This is a genomic window from Achromobacter sp. B7, assembly GCF_003600685.1.
Classification (GTDB): domain Bacteria; phylum Pseudomonadota; class Gammaproteobacteria; order Burkholderiales; family Burkholderiaceae_B; genus Achromobacter; species Achromobacter spanius_B.
In genome coordinates, this window is record NZ_CP032084.1 from 2,331,241 (window position 1) to 2,350,564 (window position 19,324).

Sequence of the window (19,324 nt, forward strand, 5' to 3'; positions counted from 1 at the left end):
CATACGGGGCATTGTCAGCATGAACTTGTACAAAACAGCGCTGGGCGGGCTGAACGCCGCCCAGGCCGGCCTGGCAACCACCAGCCACAACATCAACAATGCCACCACGGTCGGCTACAACCGCCAGCGCGTCCTGACCTCGACCGCCGGCGCCCAAGCCACCGCCAACGGTTACATCGGCCGCGGCGTGCAAGTGGACACGGTTGAGCGCAGCTACGACAGCTTCCTGTACAAGCAGCTGGTCGGCGCGCAAGGCAGCGGTGCGCAATTGCAGACGCAGTTTGCACAGGTGTCGCAGATCAACAATCTGTTCGCCGACCGCACCGTGGGCATCGCCCCGGGCCTGACCGATTTCTTCACCAGCATGAACACGGTTGCCAGCAAGCCTGCCGACCCGGCGGCCCGCGCCGACCTGCTGGGCAAGGCCAACAGCCTGACCACGCAGATCCGCTCGGCCTATTCCGAGATGCAGAACCAGCGTGAAGGGCTGAACACGCAGATCACCACGACGGTGGATCAGGTCAATAGCTACCTGAGCCGCATCGACGACCTGAACACGCAGATTTCGCTGGCGGCCGGCAAGGCCAACGGCAGCCCCCCCAACGACTTGCTCGACCAGCGCGACCAGGCGGTGTTGGAACTGAACCAGATCGTGGGCATCACCACCTACGAGCAGGGCAACAAGATCAATATTTCGTTGACCAAGGGCGGCCAGTCGCTGCTGTCGGGCACGACGCTGTATCCGCTGCAAGCGGTGGCCTCGTCCAAGGACGCCAGCCGCACGGTCGTGGCCTACACGCTGCCGGCCGGTTCGGGCAAGACCGTCGCCGTTGAAATGAACGACAGCGACGTCACGGGCGGCAGCCTGGGCGGCCTGTTGCAGTTTCGCGCGACGTCGCTGGACACGATGCAGAACCAGCTGGGCCAGATGGCCGTTGGCCTGGCACTGTCGTTCAACGAGCAACACAAGCAGGGCCTGGACCAGAACGGCAACCCGGGCACCGACTTTTTCAGTATCGGCTCGCCCACGGGCGTGCCCAACACCGCGAACAAGAGCAACGCGCAGCTGACCGGCCAGTTCACCACGTTGAACAACATCAACGCCAAGGACTACGAGATCTCGTTCGACGGCACCAACTACCAGGTGCTGCGCATGCCGGAAGGCGCGCGCGTGTACAACGGCCCCGCGACCGGCACGCCGCCGAACGCCACGCTGAACCTGGACGCCGAGATGGGCGTGACGCTGACGATCGACGCGCCGCCGCAAGCCGGCGACAAGTGGTCGCTGTCGCCCACCCGCGATGCCGCGCGTGACATCAACGTGCTGATCACCGACCCGGAAAAAGTGGCCGCGGCCGACGCCGATGGCGGCGACGCCAACGGCAAGAACGCCCTGAAGCTGGCGCAACTGCAAAGCGCAAAGGTGTTGGGCCACGGCACGATGAGCACGACGGACATGTTCGCCCTGGTGGTGAACACGGTGGGTGTGCAGACCGCCCAGGTGAAGACGGCCGCCACGGCGCAGGCCAACCTGATCAAGCAGACGACGGCTGCCCAGCAGGCGGTGTCGGGCGTGAACCTGAACGAAGAATACGTCAGCCTGTCGATCTATCAAGAGCAGTACCAAGCCAGCGCCCGCATCATCGATGTGGCCAGCACCGTGTTCGACACGCTGTTGGGCCTGCGCGGCTAAGGCGATCTTTACTGTGATGACTAAAAAGCAATTCGGAGTTGGACCATGCGCTTGAGCACCTCGATGATGTACGCGAACGGCCTGAGCGGCATTATGGCTCAGGAATCCGACATGAACCGCCTGGTTGAACAGGTCGGCAGCGGTCGCAAGTTTCTGACGCCCGCGGACGATCCCCTGTCGGCCTCGCTGTCCATCGGCGTGGCGCAGACCAAGAGCATGAACAGCACGTACGGCATGAACCGTGACACGGCCATGACGAACCTGGGGCAGGAAAGCAACGTCCTGGAGTCCATCACCACCGCGTTGCAGGACGTGCGCACCCGCGTCATCCAGGCCGGTAACGGCACGTTTGCCGACAGCGACCGCCAAGCCTTGTCGACCGCGCTGAAAAGCGCCCGCGACGCACTGCTGGGCCTGGCGAACAGTACGGACGGCAACGGCCAGTACGTGTTCTCCGGCTATCAGGGCGGCGTGGTGCCTTACTCGCAGGACACCACGGGCAAGATCGTCTACAGCGGCGCCACCGGCGAACGCACGGTGCAGGTAGACCAATCGCGCCAGTTGTCCACCAGCGATCTGGGCAGCGATGTGTTCGGCCGCGCCAACCCCGGTTCGCAGGCTTACGTCAGCACCGCCGCCAACGGCAACACCGGCACGGCGCAGTTCAGCACGGTGTCGGTCACGCCGGGTTCGGCCAACATCGGCAAGAATTTCCAGGTCCAGTTCGAAGCGGACCCCACCACGGGCAGCATGGGCTACCGCGTCACCACGACGGACCCGAATGCCAACCCGCCCGTGCCGCCCGTCGTCACGCCCGCGCCGCCCGCCGCCGCCACGCCCTATACCGATGGCGCGGCCATCGACTTCGGTGGCGTGTCGGTTGTGATCAAGGGCACGCCGGCCAACGGCGATGTCATCAATGTCGAGTCCGTGCAGTCGGCGGACCTGGATATGTTCAACACGCTGGACAGCCTGATCAAGGTGCTGGATTCGCCGATCGCCGGTGATGAAGTTGCCCTGGCCAAGCTGAACAACGAACTGGCCACGGCCAACAAGAAGTTGTCGAACAACTACGACAACGTCCTGACCGTGGCGGCTTCGGTCGGCGCCCGCATGAACGAGCTGGAAGCGCTGGACGCAACCGGCACGAAGAAGGGGCTGACGTATTCCAAGACGTTGTCGGACCTGGAAGATCTGGATTACTACGCCGGCACCAGCCAGCTTGCCTTGCGCCAGGTGGCGCTGCAAGCCGCGTCCGGCGCGTTCCTGACCATCCAGGGATCCAGCCTTTTCAGCCGCAAATAAGCGGCAGGTTTTCCAGGCGGGGCCAGGATAGGGCTTGGGCCTAGTGCGCCACTCTCGGACGCTTCCGGTCAAGGACCGGGGCGTCCGTGGTTGCGTTCAGGGTAGGTTGTGTCGTTTCACGCTGCTTAACGCTCGGGTATTTCATGCTTGTCAATTTGAAAGTCCGCACCTGTATCGTCCTGGTGCTGTTGCTCTTCACGGCCGCCATGTTCGCGTCGAACGGCGTGGCGTGGATGGGGCTCAATTCCAGCAACGCCAAGCTGGAACAGGTCAATGACGCCTATTCCAATCAGGCGACCCAGCTCAATCGCGCCTACGCCGCGTTCCTGCGGGGCCGCTTGCTGCTGGCCAATTCGCTGATGGACATGCAGCAGGGCAAGACCGAGCAGGCCACCTCGCAGGCCAAGCGCGCAGACGCGCTGATGCAGGAAGGCAACCAACAGCTGGACGCCTTCCGCAAAAACCCCCGCATGCCGGGCTCGGACGCCGTGGTTCAAAAGCTGGAAGCCGGCTACAAGCAGTTCGAAGACGTCTACAAGCGTCAGGCCGCCGCACTGGCGAACCTGGCCATTCAAGATTATCTGGACCTGAACGATGCCGGCGGCGCCGCCAACACGGCGTTCCGCGAAGGCGTGTATGGCGTCTTGCAGTTTGTCGATGCGCGCACCGACGAATTGGTGGTGCAGGCCGAGGTCGACCACCGCATCTCGCGCACGGTCACCATTGCGCTGCTGGCCATTTCGCTGCTGTTGGCGCTGGGTTGCTGGCTGTTCATCAACCGCACCGTGCTGCGTCCGCTGCATCAGGCGGGCGAGCACTTCGACAAGATTTCCGGTGGCGACTTCACGGGCCGTATCGACGTGCGCAGCACCAATGAAATCGGCCAGCTGTTTGCCGCCATCAAGCGCATGCAGGAAAGCCTGACGCGCACGGTGGCCACGGTGCGCCGTGGCGTGGACGAGATCAACGTGGGCGCGCGGGAAATTTCCGCCGGCAACACCGACCTGTCCAGCCGTACGGAACAACAAGCCGCCTCGCTGGAAGAAACCGCTGCGTCGATGGAGCAACTGGCGTCCACCGTCAAGCAGAACGCCGACAACGCTCGCCAGGCCAATCAGCTGGCTGCCAGCGCGTCCGACGTGGCCGAGCGCGGTGGTTCGGCGGTGTCGGAAGTGGTCAGCACGATGCAGGGCATTTCCGCCAGCTCGCGCAAGATCTCGGAAATCGTTTCCGTCATTGATGGCATCGCGTTCCAGACCAACATCCTGGCGCTGAACGCCGCCGTGGAAGCGGCGCGCGCGGGTGAGCAGGGCAAGGGCTTTGCGGTGGTGGCGGGCGAGGTGCGCTCGCTGGCGCAGCGCAGCGCGCAGGCCGCCAAGGAAATCAAGGGCTTGATCGAAGACTCCGTCAACAAGGTTGGCGCGGGTTCGCAGCAGGTCGAACGCGCAGGCGCGACGATGCAGGAAATCGTGGCCTCGGTGAAGCGCGTGACGGACATCATGGGCGAGATCTCGGCAGCGTCGGAAGAACAATCCAGCGGCATCGACCAGGTCAACCGCGCCGTCTCGCAGATGGACGAAGTCACGCAGCAGAACGCGGCGCTGGTGGAAGAAGCGGCCGCTGCGGCGGGCTCGCTGCAAGAGCAGGCCCAACGCCTGGCGGAAGCCGTGGCGGTGTTCAAGATCAATGCGGGCGAAGTCATCGAAGTGCCGGCGCGTCAACTTGCCGCGCAGCAAAGCGCGCCGCGCGTGTCGTCGCCGCAATCGCCGCCGCAAGCTTCCACCCACGCCTCGGCCCACGCCCGCGCATCGACCCCGTCATCGTCCGCCCCTCGCGCCTCTGCCGCGCGCCTGGCCAAGCCGATGCCGGCCGCTACCGAACCGGCAACGCAAGAGTCGGACGACGAATACGAAGCGCCGACGCAGCCCGCACCCGCCCCGGCGGCCGCGCCTGCGCCCGCGCCGCGCAAGACCCAGGTGGCGCGCCCCAAGCCGGCGGCTACCGCCGCCACGGTGGTGCGCCCGTTGCGCCGCCCGGCGACGCGCGCTGATGGCGCCGGCGCGGGCGGAGCGGCAACGTCTCCCTCCGCGCCCGCCGCCAGCCGCCGTCCGCCGCCCGCGGATGATGATTGGGAGTCCTTCTGACGCAACCCACGTCAGTGCATTGAACAGGCAGTCGATTACGAACAGTACCCCCCCTTTACGGACCGGCGGCCACAGCGTGCCGCCGGGACGACTACCGGAACTCTTGGAACATGTTTAGCAATCTGAAGGTGCGCACGGGCTTGATGCTCGCTCAGTTGGCAGTTGCCCTGGCCGCACTGGTTGCAATTGGTTTGGGCTGGAACAGCATGCAGGCCAGTGCTGTCACGATCAACGCGCTGGATTCGCTGAGCGTGCAGCAAAGCAATCTGATCAAGGACGCGTACACGCAGATGTTGCGCGCCACGATCCGTGCGGATATCGCCGCTGCGCAACGTGCGGCGGGCGACGCGAACGGCGCCGCCGACAACTCGCGCACCGTGCAGCAACTGATCGGCGATGCGAACAAGAAGATGGAAGCGTTCAAGGCCGTGCCCAAGCTCACGACCATGGGCAAGACGGCGGAAGGCGAGCTGATTGCGACGTTCAACGCCTTCTCGGGGGCCTTGCAGGCCATGATGGGCGCGCTGGACAAGGGCGACGCCGCGACGTACCTGACGCTGAAGAACACCAAGGCGGGCGCCGCCAGCGGTGCTTTTTTCAAGCAGCTGAGCGATTTCGCCGGCAACATCAATACCTTCAGCGAACAAGAAGTGCAGGCCGCGCGCTCGCAGGCGTCCACGATGACGTTTGTGTACCTGGGCCTGGCCGCGTTGATCCTGGCCGTGTCGCTGGGCGCCTTCCTGTTCATGAACCGCGTCATCCTGCGCCCCTTGCGCGCCGTCAGCGAGAGCTTTGACAAGATCGCGGGCGGCGACCTGACCGTGCGCGTGGAAGCCACCTCGTCCAATGAAATTGGCCATTTGATGGCGGCGGTCAAGCGCATGCAGGAAAGCCTGACGCGCACCGTGTCGGCCGTGCGCCGTGGTGTAGACGAAATCAACGTGGGCTCGCGTGAAATCTCCGCTGGCAACACGGACCTGTCCAGCCGCACCGAGCAGCAAGCCGCTTCCTTGCAGGAAACCGCCGCGTCGATGGAGCAGCTGGCATCTACCGTCAAGCAGAACGCCGACAACGCGCGCCAGGCCAACCAGTTGGCGGCCAGCGCGTCGGACGTGGCGGAGCGGGGCGGTTCGGCGGTGTCGGAAGTGGTCAACACCATGCACGACATCTCAGCCAGCTCGCGCAAGATCTCGGAAATCGTGTCCGTCATTGACGGCATCGCCTTCCAGACCAACATCCTGGCGCTGAACGCCGCCGTGGAAGCGGCGCGTGCGGGGGAGCAGGGCAAGGGCTTTGCGGTGGTGGCGGGCGAGGTGCGCTCGCTGGCGCAGCGCAGCGCGCAGGCCGCCAAGGAAATCAAGGGCTTGATCGAAGACTCCGTCAACAAGGTTGGCGCGGGTTCGCAGCAGGTCGAACGCGCAGGCGCGACCATGCAGGAAATCGTCGCGTCGGTGAAACGCGTGACGGACATCATGGGTGAGATCTCGGCGGCCTCGGACGAGCAGTCCAGCGGCATCGACCAGGTCAACCGCGCCGTGTCGCAGATGGACGAAGTGACGCAGCAGAACGCGGCGCTGGTGGAAGAAGCCGCCGCGGCGGCCGGTTCGCTGCAAGAGCAGGCCGAACGCCTGGTCCAGGCCGTGGCCGTGTTCAAGATCAATGCGGGTGAAGTCATCGAAGTGCCGGCTCGCCAGCTGGCGCAGCAGCAACCGCAGCGTCGCGCGCCGCGCGTGGCCGCACCGGCTGCCGCGCCCGAGGCGCCCGCCGAAGCGCCGGCACCCACGCGCGCCGCGCCGGCCGTGCGCCTGACGCATGCCACGCGAGCCAAGCCGGCCGCCGCCGCTGAAGGCGCCACCGCGACACGTCCGGTGCGTCGTCCGGCACCGCGCGCCGCCGCCCCGGCAGGTGAGGCCAAACCGGCCCCCGCGCCGAGCCGCCGTACCGCGCCGTCCGACGACGACTGGGAATCTTTTTGATGCCGGCGCAGCCGGCGAACAGGTAAGGTATGCGAGGCTATAGACATCTTCTGGCGGCCGCCGCCATCGCGTTGTTGCTGGGCGGCTGCGCGGCCACGGGTCATAACTTTGATCCGGGCAAGCTGGGCACCCTGACCCCGGGCCAGACGACGCTGGAAGAAGCCTCGCGCGCGCTCACCGCGCCGCCTGACAAGCTATACAGACAGACCGACGGCACGCAGCTTGCCCTCTGGTCCTTCAAGATCACGTTTGTCGCCGATGGGCTGTACAGCCGCAAGGAAGCGCTGTTGCAGTTCGGCCCGGATGGCCGCTTGATGCGGCTGGTCGACAGCACCAATATTCTGCTGGAACCTTGGGAACGCCAGAAGTTGCTGGGCCCCGCGCCCATGCCCGACGTGCGTCAGGACTGGGCGCAGCCCGTGGCCGAACCCGAGGTCCAAACCATCTACATACCTGGTCCGGGCGAACCGGCCGTGTTGGCGCCGAAAGGCAAGTAGCGCTGGAAATCCGGTAGAGAGCATTGCGGCTCACGCCGCAATGTACGTCGCCTTGAATGTACCCGCCGTGTAACAGGGCGTGTCCACAAGGTGGTTTTTCATTTGGTCAGAGCAGTTCCTGAGGGATGGGGAAATAATATGGAAGCGAGTCTCGAATCCGGCGCAAAGGCCGGCAAAGGCGGCAAGAAAAAGGCCGCGCGCGCACCCAAGGTGAAACGCAAGCTACGGCTGCGCGACGCCCGCGTCGGCACGATGCTGCTGTGGGTCATGGCGTTCTTCGCGATCTTGATCGCGGCCGTCGGCGGTCTGGCGGCATTCTTCTTGCAGCACAATTACGAGTCCATTCGCGAAGTCAACGCGCTGACCGAACGTGCCAAGCAGGTCGAGGTCATTAACAGCGACATGCTGCGCGCCCGCGTCAGCCTGATGGTGGCCGCGCGCCACTTGCAGGAATCGGGCTGGGGCAGCGGCGAGAACTCGGCACGCGATGCAGCCGCCGCGCTCAAGGGCGCCACGGACCTGCTGACGGGCGTGCGCAGCCGCTTCTCGGACTTCCAGAAAAACATGCTTCAGGACGACACCGGCCGCCAGCTGTCGATGAACCTGGTGCGCCGCTATCGCTCGTACATTGACGACGGCGTCGACACGATGGTCGAAGCCCTGCGCAGCGAAGACTATTCGACGTTCTACATGGTGAACAACGAATACGGCACGCCGCGCAGCGCCGCCTTCATCGAGGCGATCAGCGACTTCAGCAAGTACATCGGCGACCAGCAGCAAGCGACGATCGACCAGGCCGAAGCCAACTTCAACCGCGCCATGGTTGCCGTGGGCGTCGCCGTTGGCCTGGCCCTGCTGTTGATGGTGTTCTGCCGCATCCTGTTCGGCCGCCTGGTGGTGCGCCCCTTGGTGGAAGCCGGCCAGCACTTCGACAAGATCGCCGCCGGCGACCTGACCAGCCGCGTGGAAGTCAAATCGCATAATGAAATCGGCCAGCTGATGGCTGCCGTCAAGCGCATGCAGGAAAGCCTGTCGCGTACGGTGGCGACGGTGCGCCGTGGCGTGGACGAGATCACCGTGGGTTCGCGCGAGATCGCGGCCGGCAACACGGACTTGTCCAGCCGCACGGAAGAGCAGGCGGCATCGCTGGAAGAAACCGCCGCCTCGATGGAAGAACTGGCATCTACCGTGAAGCAGAACGCCGACAACGCGCGCCAGGCCAATCAATTGGCCGCCAGCGCGTCGGACGTGGCCGAGCGCGGTGGTTCGGCGGTGTCGGAAGTGGTCAGCACGATGCAGGGCATTTCCGCCAGCTCGCGCAAGATTTCCGAAATCGTGTCCGTCATCGATGGCATTGCATTCCAGACCAACATCCTGGCGCTGAACGCCGCCGTGGAAGCGGCGCGTGCCGGCGAGCAAGGCAAGGGCTTTGCGGTGGTGGCGGGCGAAGTGCGCTCGTTGGCCCAGCGCAGCGCGCAGGCCGCCAAAGAAATCAAGGGCTTGATCGAAGACTCGGTGCACAAGGTTGGCGCGGGTTCGCAGCAGGTGGAACGCGCCGGTGCAACGATGCAGGAAATCGTGGCCTCGGTGAAGCGCGTGACGGACATCATGGGCGAGATCTCGGCCGCATCGGAAGAGCAGTCCAGCGGCATCGACCAGGTTAACCGCGCCGTCTCGCAGATGGATGAAGTGACGCAGCAGAACGCGGCGCTGGTGGAAGAAGCGGCGGCTGCCGCCGGTTCGCTGCAAGATCAGGCGCATCGCCTGGCCGAAGCCGTGGCCGTGTTCAAGATCAACGCGGGCGAAGTCATTGAAGTGCCCGCGCATCAACTCAGCGGCTACGCGTCGCCGACGTTGACGCAGGGCTGATCGCCACCGACTTCCCGCCGGGGCACGCCTCGGCGGGAACGTCATGCTGGATGGCGTCACGATGCAATGTCGTGACGTTGCAATGCTGTGACGTCGCCATGCTGCGACGTCGCCATGCTCCGACGTGCCCGCGCCCAAGCGGCGAATTAATACGCACGTTAAGTTTTCGAAAATAAGTCCGTTAATAACAATAACGCCTGGGGAAGGGCGGTGAACAGTGTTTGACGATAGGGCGGCGCTCGCGGCGCGTCCATCAGACAAACCGGGCGGGGACAGGTTTATCCGGGGCGTTACGGCCGGTTTGCTCGCTGCTAATCATTCGCTGCTCTATAGATGTCACTGGAGACTAGCTGTGCGCGTAAACCTACCCATCAACGATGTGGAAACCAAGCTGCGCGAGGATCAGTACCTGATCTCGCGCACCGACACCAAGGGCCGCATCGTTTACGCGAACCCGGCTTTTGTCGAAGTCAGCGGATTTACCCGCGAAGAACTGATCGGCAAGCCGCACAACATCGTGCGCCATCCCGACATGCCGCCCGAAGCCTACGCAGATCTGTGGGAAACGCTGGAAGCCGGCGAGTCGTGGTTGGGCCTGGTCAAGAATCGTCGCAAGGACGGTGGCTACTACTGGGTGCTGGCCAACGCCACGCCCATCGTCGAGAACGACGAAGTGGTGGCGTATTCGTCCGTGCGCGTGCGCCCGTCCGACGAACAGATCGAGATGGCAGAAGATCTCTACGCCCGCATCCGCGAAGGCACGGCACGCGGCGTCCGCATCAAGCGCGGACGGCCGGTGCGCGCTGGTTGGCGGCGTGGCTTGGACGTGATCGCGTTTCCGTTCCGGCGCAGCGTGCGCAGCCGTATGTTCCGTCATGCCCTGGTGTCCGCGGGCATCGTGGCGGGCGCGGGCGCCTATGGCCTGCACGCCAATTGGGACAGCTTGGGCGTGTGGGGCGCCGGCCTGGGTTGCGGGGTGATCGCGTTGGGCGTGATGGCCATTTTCGGCATGGGCTGGAGCTTGTCGCGGTCGCTGCTGGACCCGATGCAGGATGCCGCCAACATGGCGCGCCAGGTTGCCGCCGGCAATCTCACCACGCAGATCATCGCGGACTCGGATGACGAAGTCGGCAGCTTGAAGTTCTCGCTGGAAGTCATGCGCAAGAGCCTGATCGGCATCGCGCAGGACGTCTATCGCGGCATTGAGGGCACGACGCATGCGGCCGTGCACATCGCGCGCGGCAACCAGGAACTGGCCGGCCGCACGGAAGGGCAGGCGTCTTCCTTGCAGCAGACGGCCGCCAGCATGGAGCAGCTGACGTCGACCGTGCGCCAGAACGCGGACAACGCACGTCAAGCCAACCAATTGGCCGCCAGCAGCATGGACGTGGCGCGGCGCGGTGGCGTGGCGGTGGGTCAGGTGGTGGACACCATGCACGGCATTTCGGCCAGCTCGCGCAAGATCGCCGACATCGTCAGCATCATCGAGGGCATTGCGTTCCAGACCAACATCCTGGCGTTGAACGCTGCCGTGGAAGCGGCCCGCGCCGGCGAAACCGGCAAGGGCTTCGCGGTGGTGGCGGGCGAAGTGCGCAGCCTGGCGCAAAAGAGCGCGCAGGCCGCCAAGGAGATCAAGGGGCTAATTGAGGATTCCGTGGACCGCGTGTCGGAAGGTTCGGCGCAAGCCGAGCAGGCGGGCGCGACGATGGAAGAAATCGTGGCCGCCGTCAATCGGGTCACCGACATCATCGGCGAGATCTCGCAAGCGTCCCAAGAGCAGTCCAGCGGCATCGAGCAGGTCGATACCGCCGTGTCGCAGATGGACGTGATGACCGTGCAGAACACGGCGCTGGTGCAGGAACTGGGCGGTGCGGTGATGCAGCTGGGCACGCAGTCCGGCGCGCTGCGCGAGACGATTCGCGTCTTCCGCCTGACAGGGCAGCCGTAGCCTTTTTCGTAAGCCTCCTATAGACGCGCGGCGCCTACGCTGCGCACACTGGCCCCTCTCATTGGATTCGTCCTGGAGGGGCCAGTGTCTTTGCAGGCGCACATTTATCGTTTTACGTTCACGCCCGCCAGTGGCGCGGCATTCGACGTCATTGAATTCACGCTGGACGAGGCGCTGTCCGAGACGTATCGGCTATGCGTGGAGTTGTCCAGCTTTGATCCCGCGGTGGATTTCGGCGCCTTGCTGGATCAGCCCGCGCTGTTCACGATATGGCGCGGGGCGGTGGCTATGCGGCACGTGCACGGCGTCGTCACCGAATTCGTTCAAGGCGACACGGGCTTTCGGCGCACGCGGTATCGGCTGGTGCTGGAACCGTCTTTGGCGCGCGCCGCGCTGTGTTCCGATTGGCGCATCTACCAGCATCTGTCCGCGCCCGAGATCCTGGCTGACGTCATCAAGCGGCAGGGGATTACCGACTACGAACAGGTGACGACGCAGGAACACCTGCCGCGCGAATATTGCGTGCAGGCCGGCGACACCGACTTGGCGTTTATCGACAGGCTGGCGGCCGAGGAAGGCTATTTCTATCGCTATGCGCATTCGGAGCATGGGCACCGATTGATTCATGGCGACCGGATTTATATCCACGGCGAGATCGCGGGCGGGCCGGTGGTTTACAACCCGATGCCGGGGGGTGATCAGGCAGAACCGGCGTTGCATCGGTTTTCTTATGCCGAGCGCGTGCGCACCGCCGTGCAGACTCAGCGCGACTACACCTACACGCATCCGCGCTATAGCCAGGAACATTCGCCGGTTGCATCGGATCTTTCTCATCAGGATGCCCGCTACGAACGTTACGACTACCCCGGCCGCTACAAACGCGACGAGGCGGGCCAGCCGTTTACCCAGACGCGCTTACTGGGCCGCCGCCGCGATGCGCGCGTGGCGGTGGTCGAAGGGGATGACGCGCGCTTGATTCCTGGCGTGGCGTTCGATCTTGTCGGTCATCCTCGCGAAGATTGGAACCACGGTTGGCGACCCGTGCGGATGCAACATCGGGGCGTGCAGCCGTCGAGCCAGGAAGAAGAAGGATCGGGATCGCAGGAGGGGACGCAGTATCGCTACACCGCTGAACTGGTGCCCGACAAGGTCGATTGGAAGCCCGAGCCCTTACCCAAGCCGCGTATCGACGGCCACCAGATGGCGACGGTGGTTGGCCCGCCCAATGAAGAAATCTATTGCGACGACTGGGGCCGCGTCAAAGTCCAATTCCCGTGGGATCGCGTAGGCGAGCACAACGAACATAGCTCGTGCTGGATTCGCGTATCGCAGAACTGGGCCGGTGCGCAGTGGGGCCACATGGCGATACCTCGCATCGGACAAGAGGTCATCGTGCAATTCGCAAACGGCGACCCGGACCAGCCGCTGATAATCGGCAGAACTTTCCGGGCGACCAATCTGCCGCCGTATGAATTGCCACGGCACAACGTCCTGAACACGATCAAGAGCAAGGAATTCCGGGGCAATCGCGCCAACGAATTGCGCTTGGATGACACGTCCGCGCAGATCAGCGCGGCGTTGATGAGCGAACACGGCGACACGCAGCTGCATCTGGGGTATCTGACGCATCCGCGTCCAAGCGGTGGGCAAGCTCGCGGTGAAGGGTTCGAACTGCGCACGGACGAACATGGAGCGCTGCGGGCGGGGAAGGGGTTGTTGCTGACGGCCGAGACGCAACTGCACGCCAAGGGCGGGCAGTTGGATAGATCCGATATCGTCGCGGCTTTGCAAGCGGCGCTGGAACTTGCCCGCAACCTGGGGGATTACGCCCAGAAGCACGAAGGCGTTGCCCACGACGCCCGGCCGCAGCAAACCCTGTCGGATGCGGTGCGCGACCTGGGCCACGGCGCCAACAACCAGTCGGACGGGAGCGGCCTAGGCGACGTTGGCGCCATCGGCCTAAGCGCCCCAGCCGGCATCGCCGCCGCCACGCCGGCAGGCATCGTATTGTCGGCCGGTGGCAATGTGGACAGCGTCGCGCAACAGCATCAGCAGGTCAGCGCGGGCGACAAGATCGTGCTGAACGCGGGCGGCGATGTAGGCCTGTTCTCGCAAGGCGGTGCGCTGCGACAGATCGCGCATCAAGGCGAAATGCTGCTACAGGCGCAGCACAACGCCATTCGCATCCAGGCCGATCAAAGCGCGGAAATCACGTCCAGCCAACAACACGTGCTGATCGCCGCCGACAAACACATCACGCTGTTGTGCGGCGGGGCGACGATCAAGATTGCCGACGGCAACATCGAACTGGGCATGCCGGGCACGTTTACGGTGAAGGCAGCGCAGCACGTTTTTTCGGGGCCAAGCAGCGCGTCAATGGAATTCAACACCTGGGACGCAACCCCGTTCGACGACGCCTACGTTGTGCGAGACGCCGCCAGCCTAGAGCCGCTGGCGCACACCAAGGTGGAATTGCGCCGGGGTGACGGCGCCATCTTTCAGGTGGTCACCGACGCCCAGGGCCGCCTGCCCATGCAGCAGGATCTGTTGATGGATCTGGTCAGCATGCGCACCGTGTCGGCTGATTCCGACGCACAAGACAATCGCAAGGAAAACGCATGAAGCCGATGCTGCCCGATGACGAGGTGCTGATTCCGTGTACACGCGACGACCTGGGCCGGCGAGTGTATTCAACACGCCTGACGCCGACAGAAGACAAGCGCGACAAGGTGCTGCTTTGCTCCGTGCCGGCGCCGATACCGGTGGTGTTTCTGCCCGGGATCATGGGTACGAATTTGCGCAATAAAGCGACCAAGGCGTCGGTATGGCAACCGCCAAATACCAGCTTTTCAATCGCCGATATTTTCGGGCTGATTGCTGCGATCTTCACCTGGTGGAGTCGGGGTCCAAAGGTGCGTCAGAAGCTGCTGGATCCGGCGGCCGTCGAGGTGGACGGCAGCGGCCCGATCAGTCTGGGCGATTCTGGGCTAAACGCCGACGCGGCACGACGACGGGGGTGGGGCAGCGCTCACAAGATGTACTACCACCCGTTCCTGGCCCGCCTGGAACAACTGCTGGACAACATCTATCGTGCGCGAAAAATTCAAAAGTGGTGGAACGAAGAAAGCCTGCGCGACCCCGCGGAATACGGCGAGGAACGGGGCCAGGTCACCGCGCTGACGGAAGGCGAATTAATGCACGCCGGCAAATACCAGTTCGACGTCTGGTGCGGCGGCTACAACTGGCTGCAATCCAATGCGGATTCCGCAGCAGACATCCGCGACTACATCGAAAACACGGTGCTAGCCCATTACCGCGAAGAAGGCGGGATCAGCGCCGAACAGGCCGACAGCATGAAGGTGATCCTGGTCACGCACTCGATGGGCGGCATCGTCAGCCGCGCGCTGACTCAGTTGCAGGGGTACGACCGCGTGCTGGGCGTAGTCCACGGCGTGCAGCCCGCCAGCGGCGCACCGGCAGCCTATCACCACATGCGCTGCGGTTACGAAGGCGCGGTTCAGATCATCCTGGGATCCAACGCCGGCGAGGTCACCGCAGTCGTGGGGCGTTCGCCGGGCGGCCTGGAATTGCTACCCACGACGCAGCACCGAGGCGGCATGCCATGGCTGTTCCTGCGCGATGCCAAGGGGCAGGTGTTGAAAGACGCAGCCGGTGTTCCCCGCGCCTATCCGCAACGCGGGAATCCGTACGAAGAAATTTATAAAACCGAAGCGTGGTATGGCTTGGTGCCGGAGCAGAACACGAAGTACTTGAATATGTTGGAGAAGTCACGAGATTCCAAAGCGCCTTCCGGACCTCGAGTGCCCTTTGAGTTGATGTTGAGCAGGGTAGGGGCGTTTCAACAAGCATTATCGGCCGCAGGCTACCACCCCGAAACCTATGCGCACTATGGCGCCGATGATGGCTTGCATAGCTGGCGCGAGATTATCTGGCAAGGTGACCCTGCTCCAATGGAAATTTTTGGTGCCAAACCTCGTGATGACGGCAATGGCAGTTACCAAGGACTGTTCGAACGGAAGCTGCCCACATTGATCCCCACTACACCACCCTGGACGGAGCAGGGGCAGGACACACATGGCAGTGGAGGAGACGGAACCGTTTCAACAGATTCTGGCCGGATACCGGGAAGAAGCGGTATCAAAGCCAGCTTCAGGCAAGGCAGTAAGGGTACTGGCGAATACAACAAGGCGATGGGCTATGAGCATGCGGATAGCTACGTCGACGAACGTGCTCAATGGGCCGCGATATTCGGTGTGATCAAAATCGCGCAACTTGCAGATTGGCACCCTTCTGATAAGGAACAGACATGAACCGCATGTCTCGCGCATTGATTGCGGGCGGCGTCGCGACTTCCTTGGTTCTTTCCGGCTGCACCGCTTTCTCAACCCAATCCCGGAGTTCGACCGTGAACAAAGATGGATGGATCACGCACTGCTTTGGTCGGTATGTGATCGACCTTCCTGCGAATGCAGTTATCAGACCCAGTTACAGGCTGTGGGGTGACCCGCTGAAGTGGACGACAGAACCGGCTTCAGCCTTCGCAGACGTTGTTGTTGCACGAGAACGCGACCTCAAGGCACAGCCACATCACAAAAATAACGGCAGTTTGTTCTTACGTCGCATTGCCTTCGGTCCCGACGCGATGGGACTCTCTTCCTGGTACGCGGACTACAGTTTGGAGGCCTATCGCCTTGAGATCTATGCGGTGGCACAACCGGCGGGACGGATTTTGCGGTTGGAACATCTTGTATCGCCCGATCGCGAAGAGATGACTTTTGGGTACGTAAGGAACTGGACCAGCAACCTGCGTTCACGCGAACCGCTGGAAATCCCGACCGACCCCGGCTTCTGCATCGACGGCGCCTTCATCGCCGGCAGCGCATTCCAAGTCGAAGACTTCGAGGTGGGCGTGACCTTTCCCAACCATCCCGGCGCGCAATTTCTATTCCGCTCCAGCACTGGCGCCGAAGAAAACCGCTTGCTGGAAAGGATGGGCGGCTTCCTGATGGGCGTTGCCAAGCTAGTCGCGGGCATGACCACCTTGCGCAAAGGCGAGCGCAACATCGGCCCGATCCAGGCCGAGGAATACGCCACGGCGGGCAGCCAGGAAGGACAGCGGCTTTACTCTTTTACCTGGGAATCGCAAGGCAAGGATGACTCGATCACCGAGCCGAATCTAGCCGCACAACTGGGCGTCCTGGAGCGCAACCGCGACAACCAAGGCAACCCGCCACCGCCCGCGTTTGCATCGGACGCTGAAGCCGTGGCGTTATGGGACGCGATCGTCGAATCCATTCGCCTGCGTCCCGGCGCGGCGGGCGCCTCGTCAAGCCAGGGCAATGCGAGCACGGGGATGACGGCGGTGTCCGGCACGCCTTGCCCCTGGCCTGGCATCTGGAAGTGCGACGGCGCGGCGCAGGAACCTGATCGGACCTTCATGCATGGCCAGATTCTGCCGCTGGTCGACGGGCGTGTAGTGCCGTGGCGGCTGGTCAAAGCGTTCTGATAGGCAGCGATATGAATTCTGTGTTTCGAGCATTGATTGCTGCTGGCGTGGCGGCTTCCTTGGCTTTGTCCGGCTGCACCGCTTTCCCGACCCCATCCCGGAGTTCCACCGTGAACAAAGAAGGATGGATCACTCACTGCTTTGGTCGGTATGTGATCGACCTTCCTGCGAATGCAGTTATCAGACCCAGTTACAGGCTGTGGGGTGACCCGCTGAAGTGGATGACAGAACGGGCTTCTGCACTTGGCGAGGTCCTTGCTGCAAGAGAGCGTGATCTCAAGGCACAGCCGCATCAAAAGAGTAACGGCAGTTTGTTCTTACGTCGCATAGCCTTCGGTCCCGACGCGATGGGACTCTCTTCCTGGTACGCGGACTACAGTTTGGAGGCCTATCGCCTTGAGACCTATGCGGTGGCGCAGCCGGCGGGACGGATTTTGCGGTTGGAGCATCTTGTATCGCCCGATCGCGAAGAGATGACTTTTGGGTACGTAAGAAACTGGACCAGCAACCTACGTTCACGCGAACCGCTGGAAATGCCGACCGACCCCGGCTTCTGCATCGACGGCGCCTTCATCGCCGGCAGCGCATTCCAAGTGGAGAGCTTTCGAATTGGCGTGACCTTTCCCAACCATCCCGGGGCGCAGTTTCTATTCCGCTCCAGCACCGGCGCCGAAGAAAATCGCTTGCTGGAAAGGATGGGCGGCTTCCTGATGGGCGTTGCCAAGCTAGTCGCGGGCATGACCACCTTGCGCAAAGGCGAGCGCAACATCGGCCCGATCCAGGCCGAGGAATACGCCACGGCGGGCAGCCAGGAAGGGCAGCGGCTTTACTCCTTTACCTGGGAATCGCAAGGCAAGGATGACTCGATCACCGAGCCGAATCTAGCCGCACAACTGGGCGTCCTGGAGCGCAACCGCGACAACCAAGGCAACCCGCCACCGCCCGCGTTTGCATCGGACGCGGAGGCCGTGGCGTTATGGGACGCGATCGTCGAATCGATTCGCTTGCGCCCCGGCGCGGCGGGCGCGTCGTCAAGCCAGGGCAATCCGAGCACGGGGATGACGGCGGCGTCCGGTACGCCTTGCCCCTGGCCTGGCATCTGGAAGTGCGACGGCGCGGCGCAGGAACCTGAGCAGACCTTCATGCATGGCCAGATCCTGCCGCTGGTCGACGGGCGTGTAGTGCCGTGGCGGCTGGTCAAAGCGTTCTGATAGGCAGCGATATGAATCCCGTGTTTCGAGCATCGATTGCTGCTGGCGTGGCGGCTTCCCTGGCGCTGTCCGGTTGCACCGCTTTCCCGACCCCATCCCGGAGTTCCACCGTGAACAAAGAAGGATGGATCACGCACTGCTTTGGTCGGTATGTTATCGACCTTCCACCGGATGCTGTCGTTAGGCCAAGTTATAAGCTGTGGGGTATCCAGCTGGAATCACTCAAAGGTCCGGCATCGGCGCTTGATGACGTCATTAATGTTCGAGAGCGTGAATTGAAAGCGCAACCTCACTTGAGATCAGGTGGGACCATGTTCGTTCGTCGCGTTGCGCTTAGCCCGACCTCAACGGGTCTTTATTCTTGGTACGTGGACTTTAGCGACGAGGCGTATCTTCTAGACACCTACGCTGTTGCTGAGCCTGCCGGCCGAGTCTTCCGCCTAAAAGTTCCGATATCACCTGACCGCGAAGAGCGCGCGATGCAACGCGCAAAGACCTGGACCAGCAACCTGCGTTCACGCGAACCGCTGGAAATCCCGACCGACCCCGGCTTCTGCATCGACGGCGGCTTCATCGCGGGCAGCGCGTTTCAAGTCGAGAGCTTTCGAATTGGCGTGACCTTTCCCAACCATCCCGGCGCGCAATTTCTATTCCGCTCCAGCACTGGCGCCGAAGAAAACCGCTTGCTGGAAAGGATGGGCGGCTTCCTGATGGGCGTTGCCAAGCTAGTCGCGGGCATGACCACCTTGCGCAAAGGCGAGCGCAACATCGGCCCGATCCAGGCGGAGGAATACGCCACGGCGGGCAGCCAGGAAGGACAGCGGCTTTACTCTTTTACCTGGGAATCGCAGGGCAAGGATGACTCGATCACCGAGCCCAATCTAGCCGCGCAGTTGGGCGTCCTGGAGCGCAACCGCGACAACCAAGGCAACGCGCCACCACCCGCGTTTGCATCGGACGCTGAAGCCGTGGCGTTATGGGACGCGATCGTCGAATCCATTCGCCTGCGTCCCGGCGCGGCGGGCGCGTCGTCAAGCCAGGGCAATGCGAGCACGGGGTGACGGCGGCGTCCGGTACGCCTTGCCCCTGGCTTGGCATCTGGAAGTGCGACGGCGCGGCGCAGTCCTACCAACCCGCCAGCATCACAGGGTCAA

General features: G+C 63.3%; 12 protein-coding genes. All 12 read left to right on the forward strand.

Annotated elements, in window-relative coordinates:
• The first annotated feature begins 19 nt into the window (after positions 1-19).
• The 12 genes from flgK to DVB37_RS28635 all read left to right on the forward strand — a co-directional run bounded on the left by flgK (position 20) and on the right by DVB37_RS28635 (position 19,231).
• Positions 20-1,693: a flagellar hook-associated protein FlgK gene (gene flgK / locus DVB37_RS10475; protein WP_046807739.1), complete on the forward strand. Its 1,674-nt coding sequence runs from the start codon at positions 20-22 to the stop codon at positions 1,691-1,693.
• 45 nt (positions 1,694-1,738) lie between these two features.
• The gene (flgL, locus tag DVB37_RS10480) at positions 1,739-2,998 is read left to right on the forward strand and encodes a flagellar hook-associated protein FlgL (RefSeq protein WP_120154996.1); all 1,260 of its coding nucleotides are present in this window, start codon (positions 1,739-1,741) and stop codon (positions 2,996-2,998) included.
• Positions 2,999-3,141: 143 nt separating this feature from the next.
• Positions 3,142-5,142 carry a methyl-accepting chemotaxis protein gene (locus DVB37_RS10485; RefSeq protein ID WP_120154998.1) on the forward strand — a complete coding sequence of 667 codons (2,001 nt, stop codon included), beginning with the start codon at positions 3,142-3,144 and terminating at the stop codon, positions 5,140-5,142.
• 110 nt (positions 5,143-5,252) lie between these two features.
• Positions 5,253-7,118 carry a methyl-accepting chemotaxis protein gene (locus DVB37_RS10490; RefSeq protein WP_120154999.1) on the forward strand — a complete coding sequence of 622 codons (1,866 nt, stop codon included), beginning with the start codon at positions 5,253-5,255 and terminating at the stop codon, positions 7,116-7,118.
• Positions 7,119-7,147: 29 nt separating this feature from the next.
• A complete protein-coding gene (locus tag DVB37_RS10495) occupies positions 7,148-7,615 on the forward strand; it encodes a hypothetical protein (protein WP_046807735.1) in 468 nt (155 codons plus the stop codon).
• A gap of 138 nt (positions 7,616-7,753) precedes the next feature.
• A complete protein-coding gene (locus tag DVB37_RS10500) occupies positions 7,754-9,484 on the forward strand; it encodes a methyl-accepting chemotaxis protein (protein ID WP_046807734.1) in 1,731 nt (576 codons plus the stop codon).
• Positions 9,485-9,836: 352 nt separating this feature from the next.
• Complete coding sequence (locus DVB37_RS10505; protein WP_120155000.1) at positions 9,837-11,432, forward strand: PAS domain-containing methyl-accepting chemotaxis protein; 1,596 nt, start codon at positions 9,837-9,839, stop codon at positions 11,430-11,432.
• Between the two features lie 84 nt (positions 11,433-11,516).
• Positions 11,517-14,054, forward strand: a complete 2,538-nt coding sequence (locus tag DVB37_RS10510; protein ID WP_120155001.1) for a type VI secretion system Vgr family protein — start codon at positions 11,517-11,519, stop codon at positions 14,052-14,054.
• Positions 14,051-15,763 carry a triacylglycerol lipase gene (locus DVB37_RS10515; protein WP_120155002.1) on the forward strand — a complete coding sequence of 571 codons (1,713 nt, stop codon included), beginning with the start codon at positions 14,051-14,053 and terminating at the stop codon, positions 15,761-15,763. The genes DVB37_RS10510 and DVB37_RS10515 overlap by 4 nt, the downstream gene beginning before the upstream one ends.
• The gene (locus DVB37_RS28630; protein ID WP_162941189.1) at positions 15,760-16,959 is read left to right on the forward strand and encodes a T6SS immunity protein Tli4 family protein; all 1,200 of its coding nucleotides are present in this window, start codon (positions 15,760-15,762) and stop codon (positions 16,957-16,959) included. The genes DVB37_RS10515 and DVB37_RS28630 overlap by 4 nt, the downstream gene beginning before the upstream one ends.
• Before the next feature lie 110 nt (positions 16,960-17,069).
• Positions 17,070-18,170, forward strand: a complete 1,101-nt coding sequence (locus tag DVB37_RS28320) for a T6SS immunity protein Tli4 family protein (protein WP_162941190.1) — start codon at positions 17,070-17,072, stop codon at positions 18,168-18,170.
• Between the two features lie 110 nt (positions 18,171-18,280).
• Positions 18,281-19,231, forward strand: a complete 951-nt coding sequence (locus tag DVB37_RS28635) for a T6SS immunity protein Tli4 family protein (RefSeq protein ID WP_162941191.1) — start codon at positions 18,281-18,283, stop codon at positions 19,229-19,231.
• Positions 19,232-19,324 lie beyond the last annotated feature (93 nt).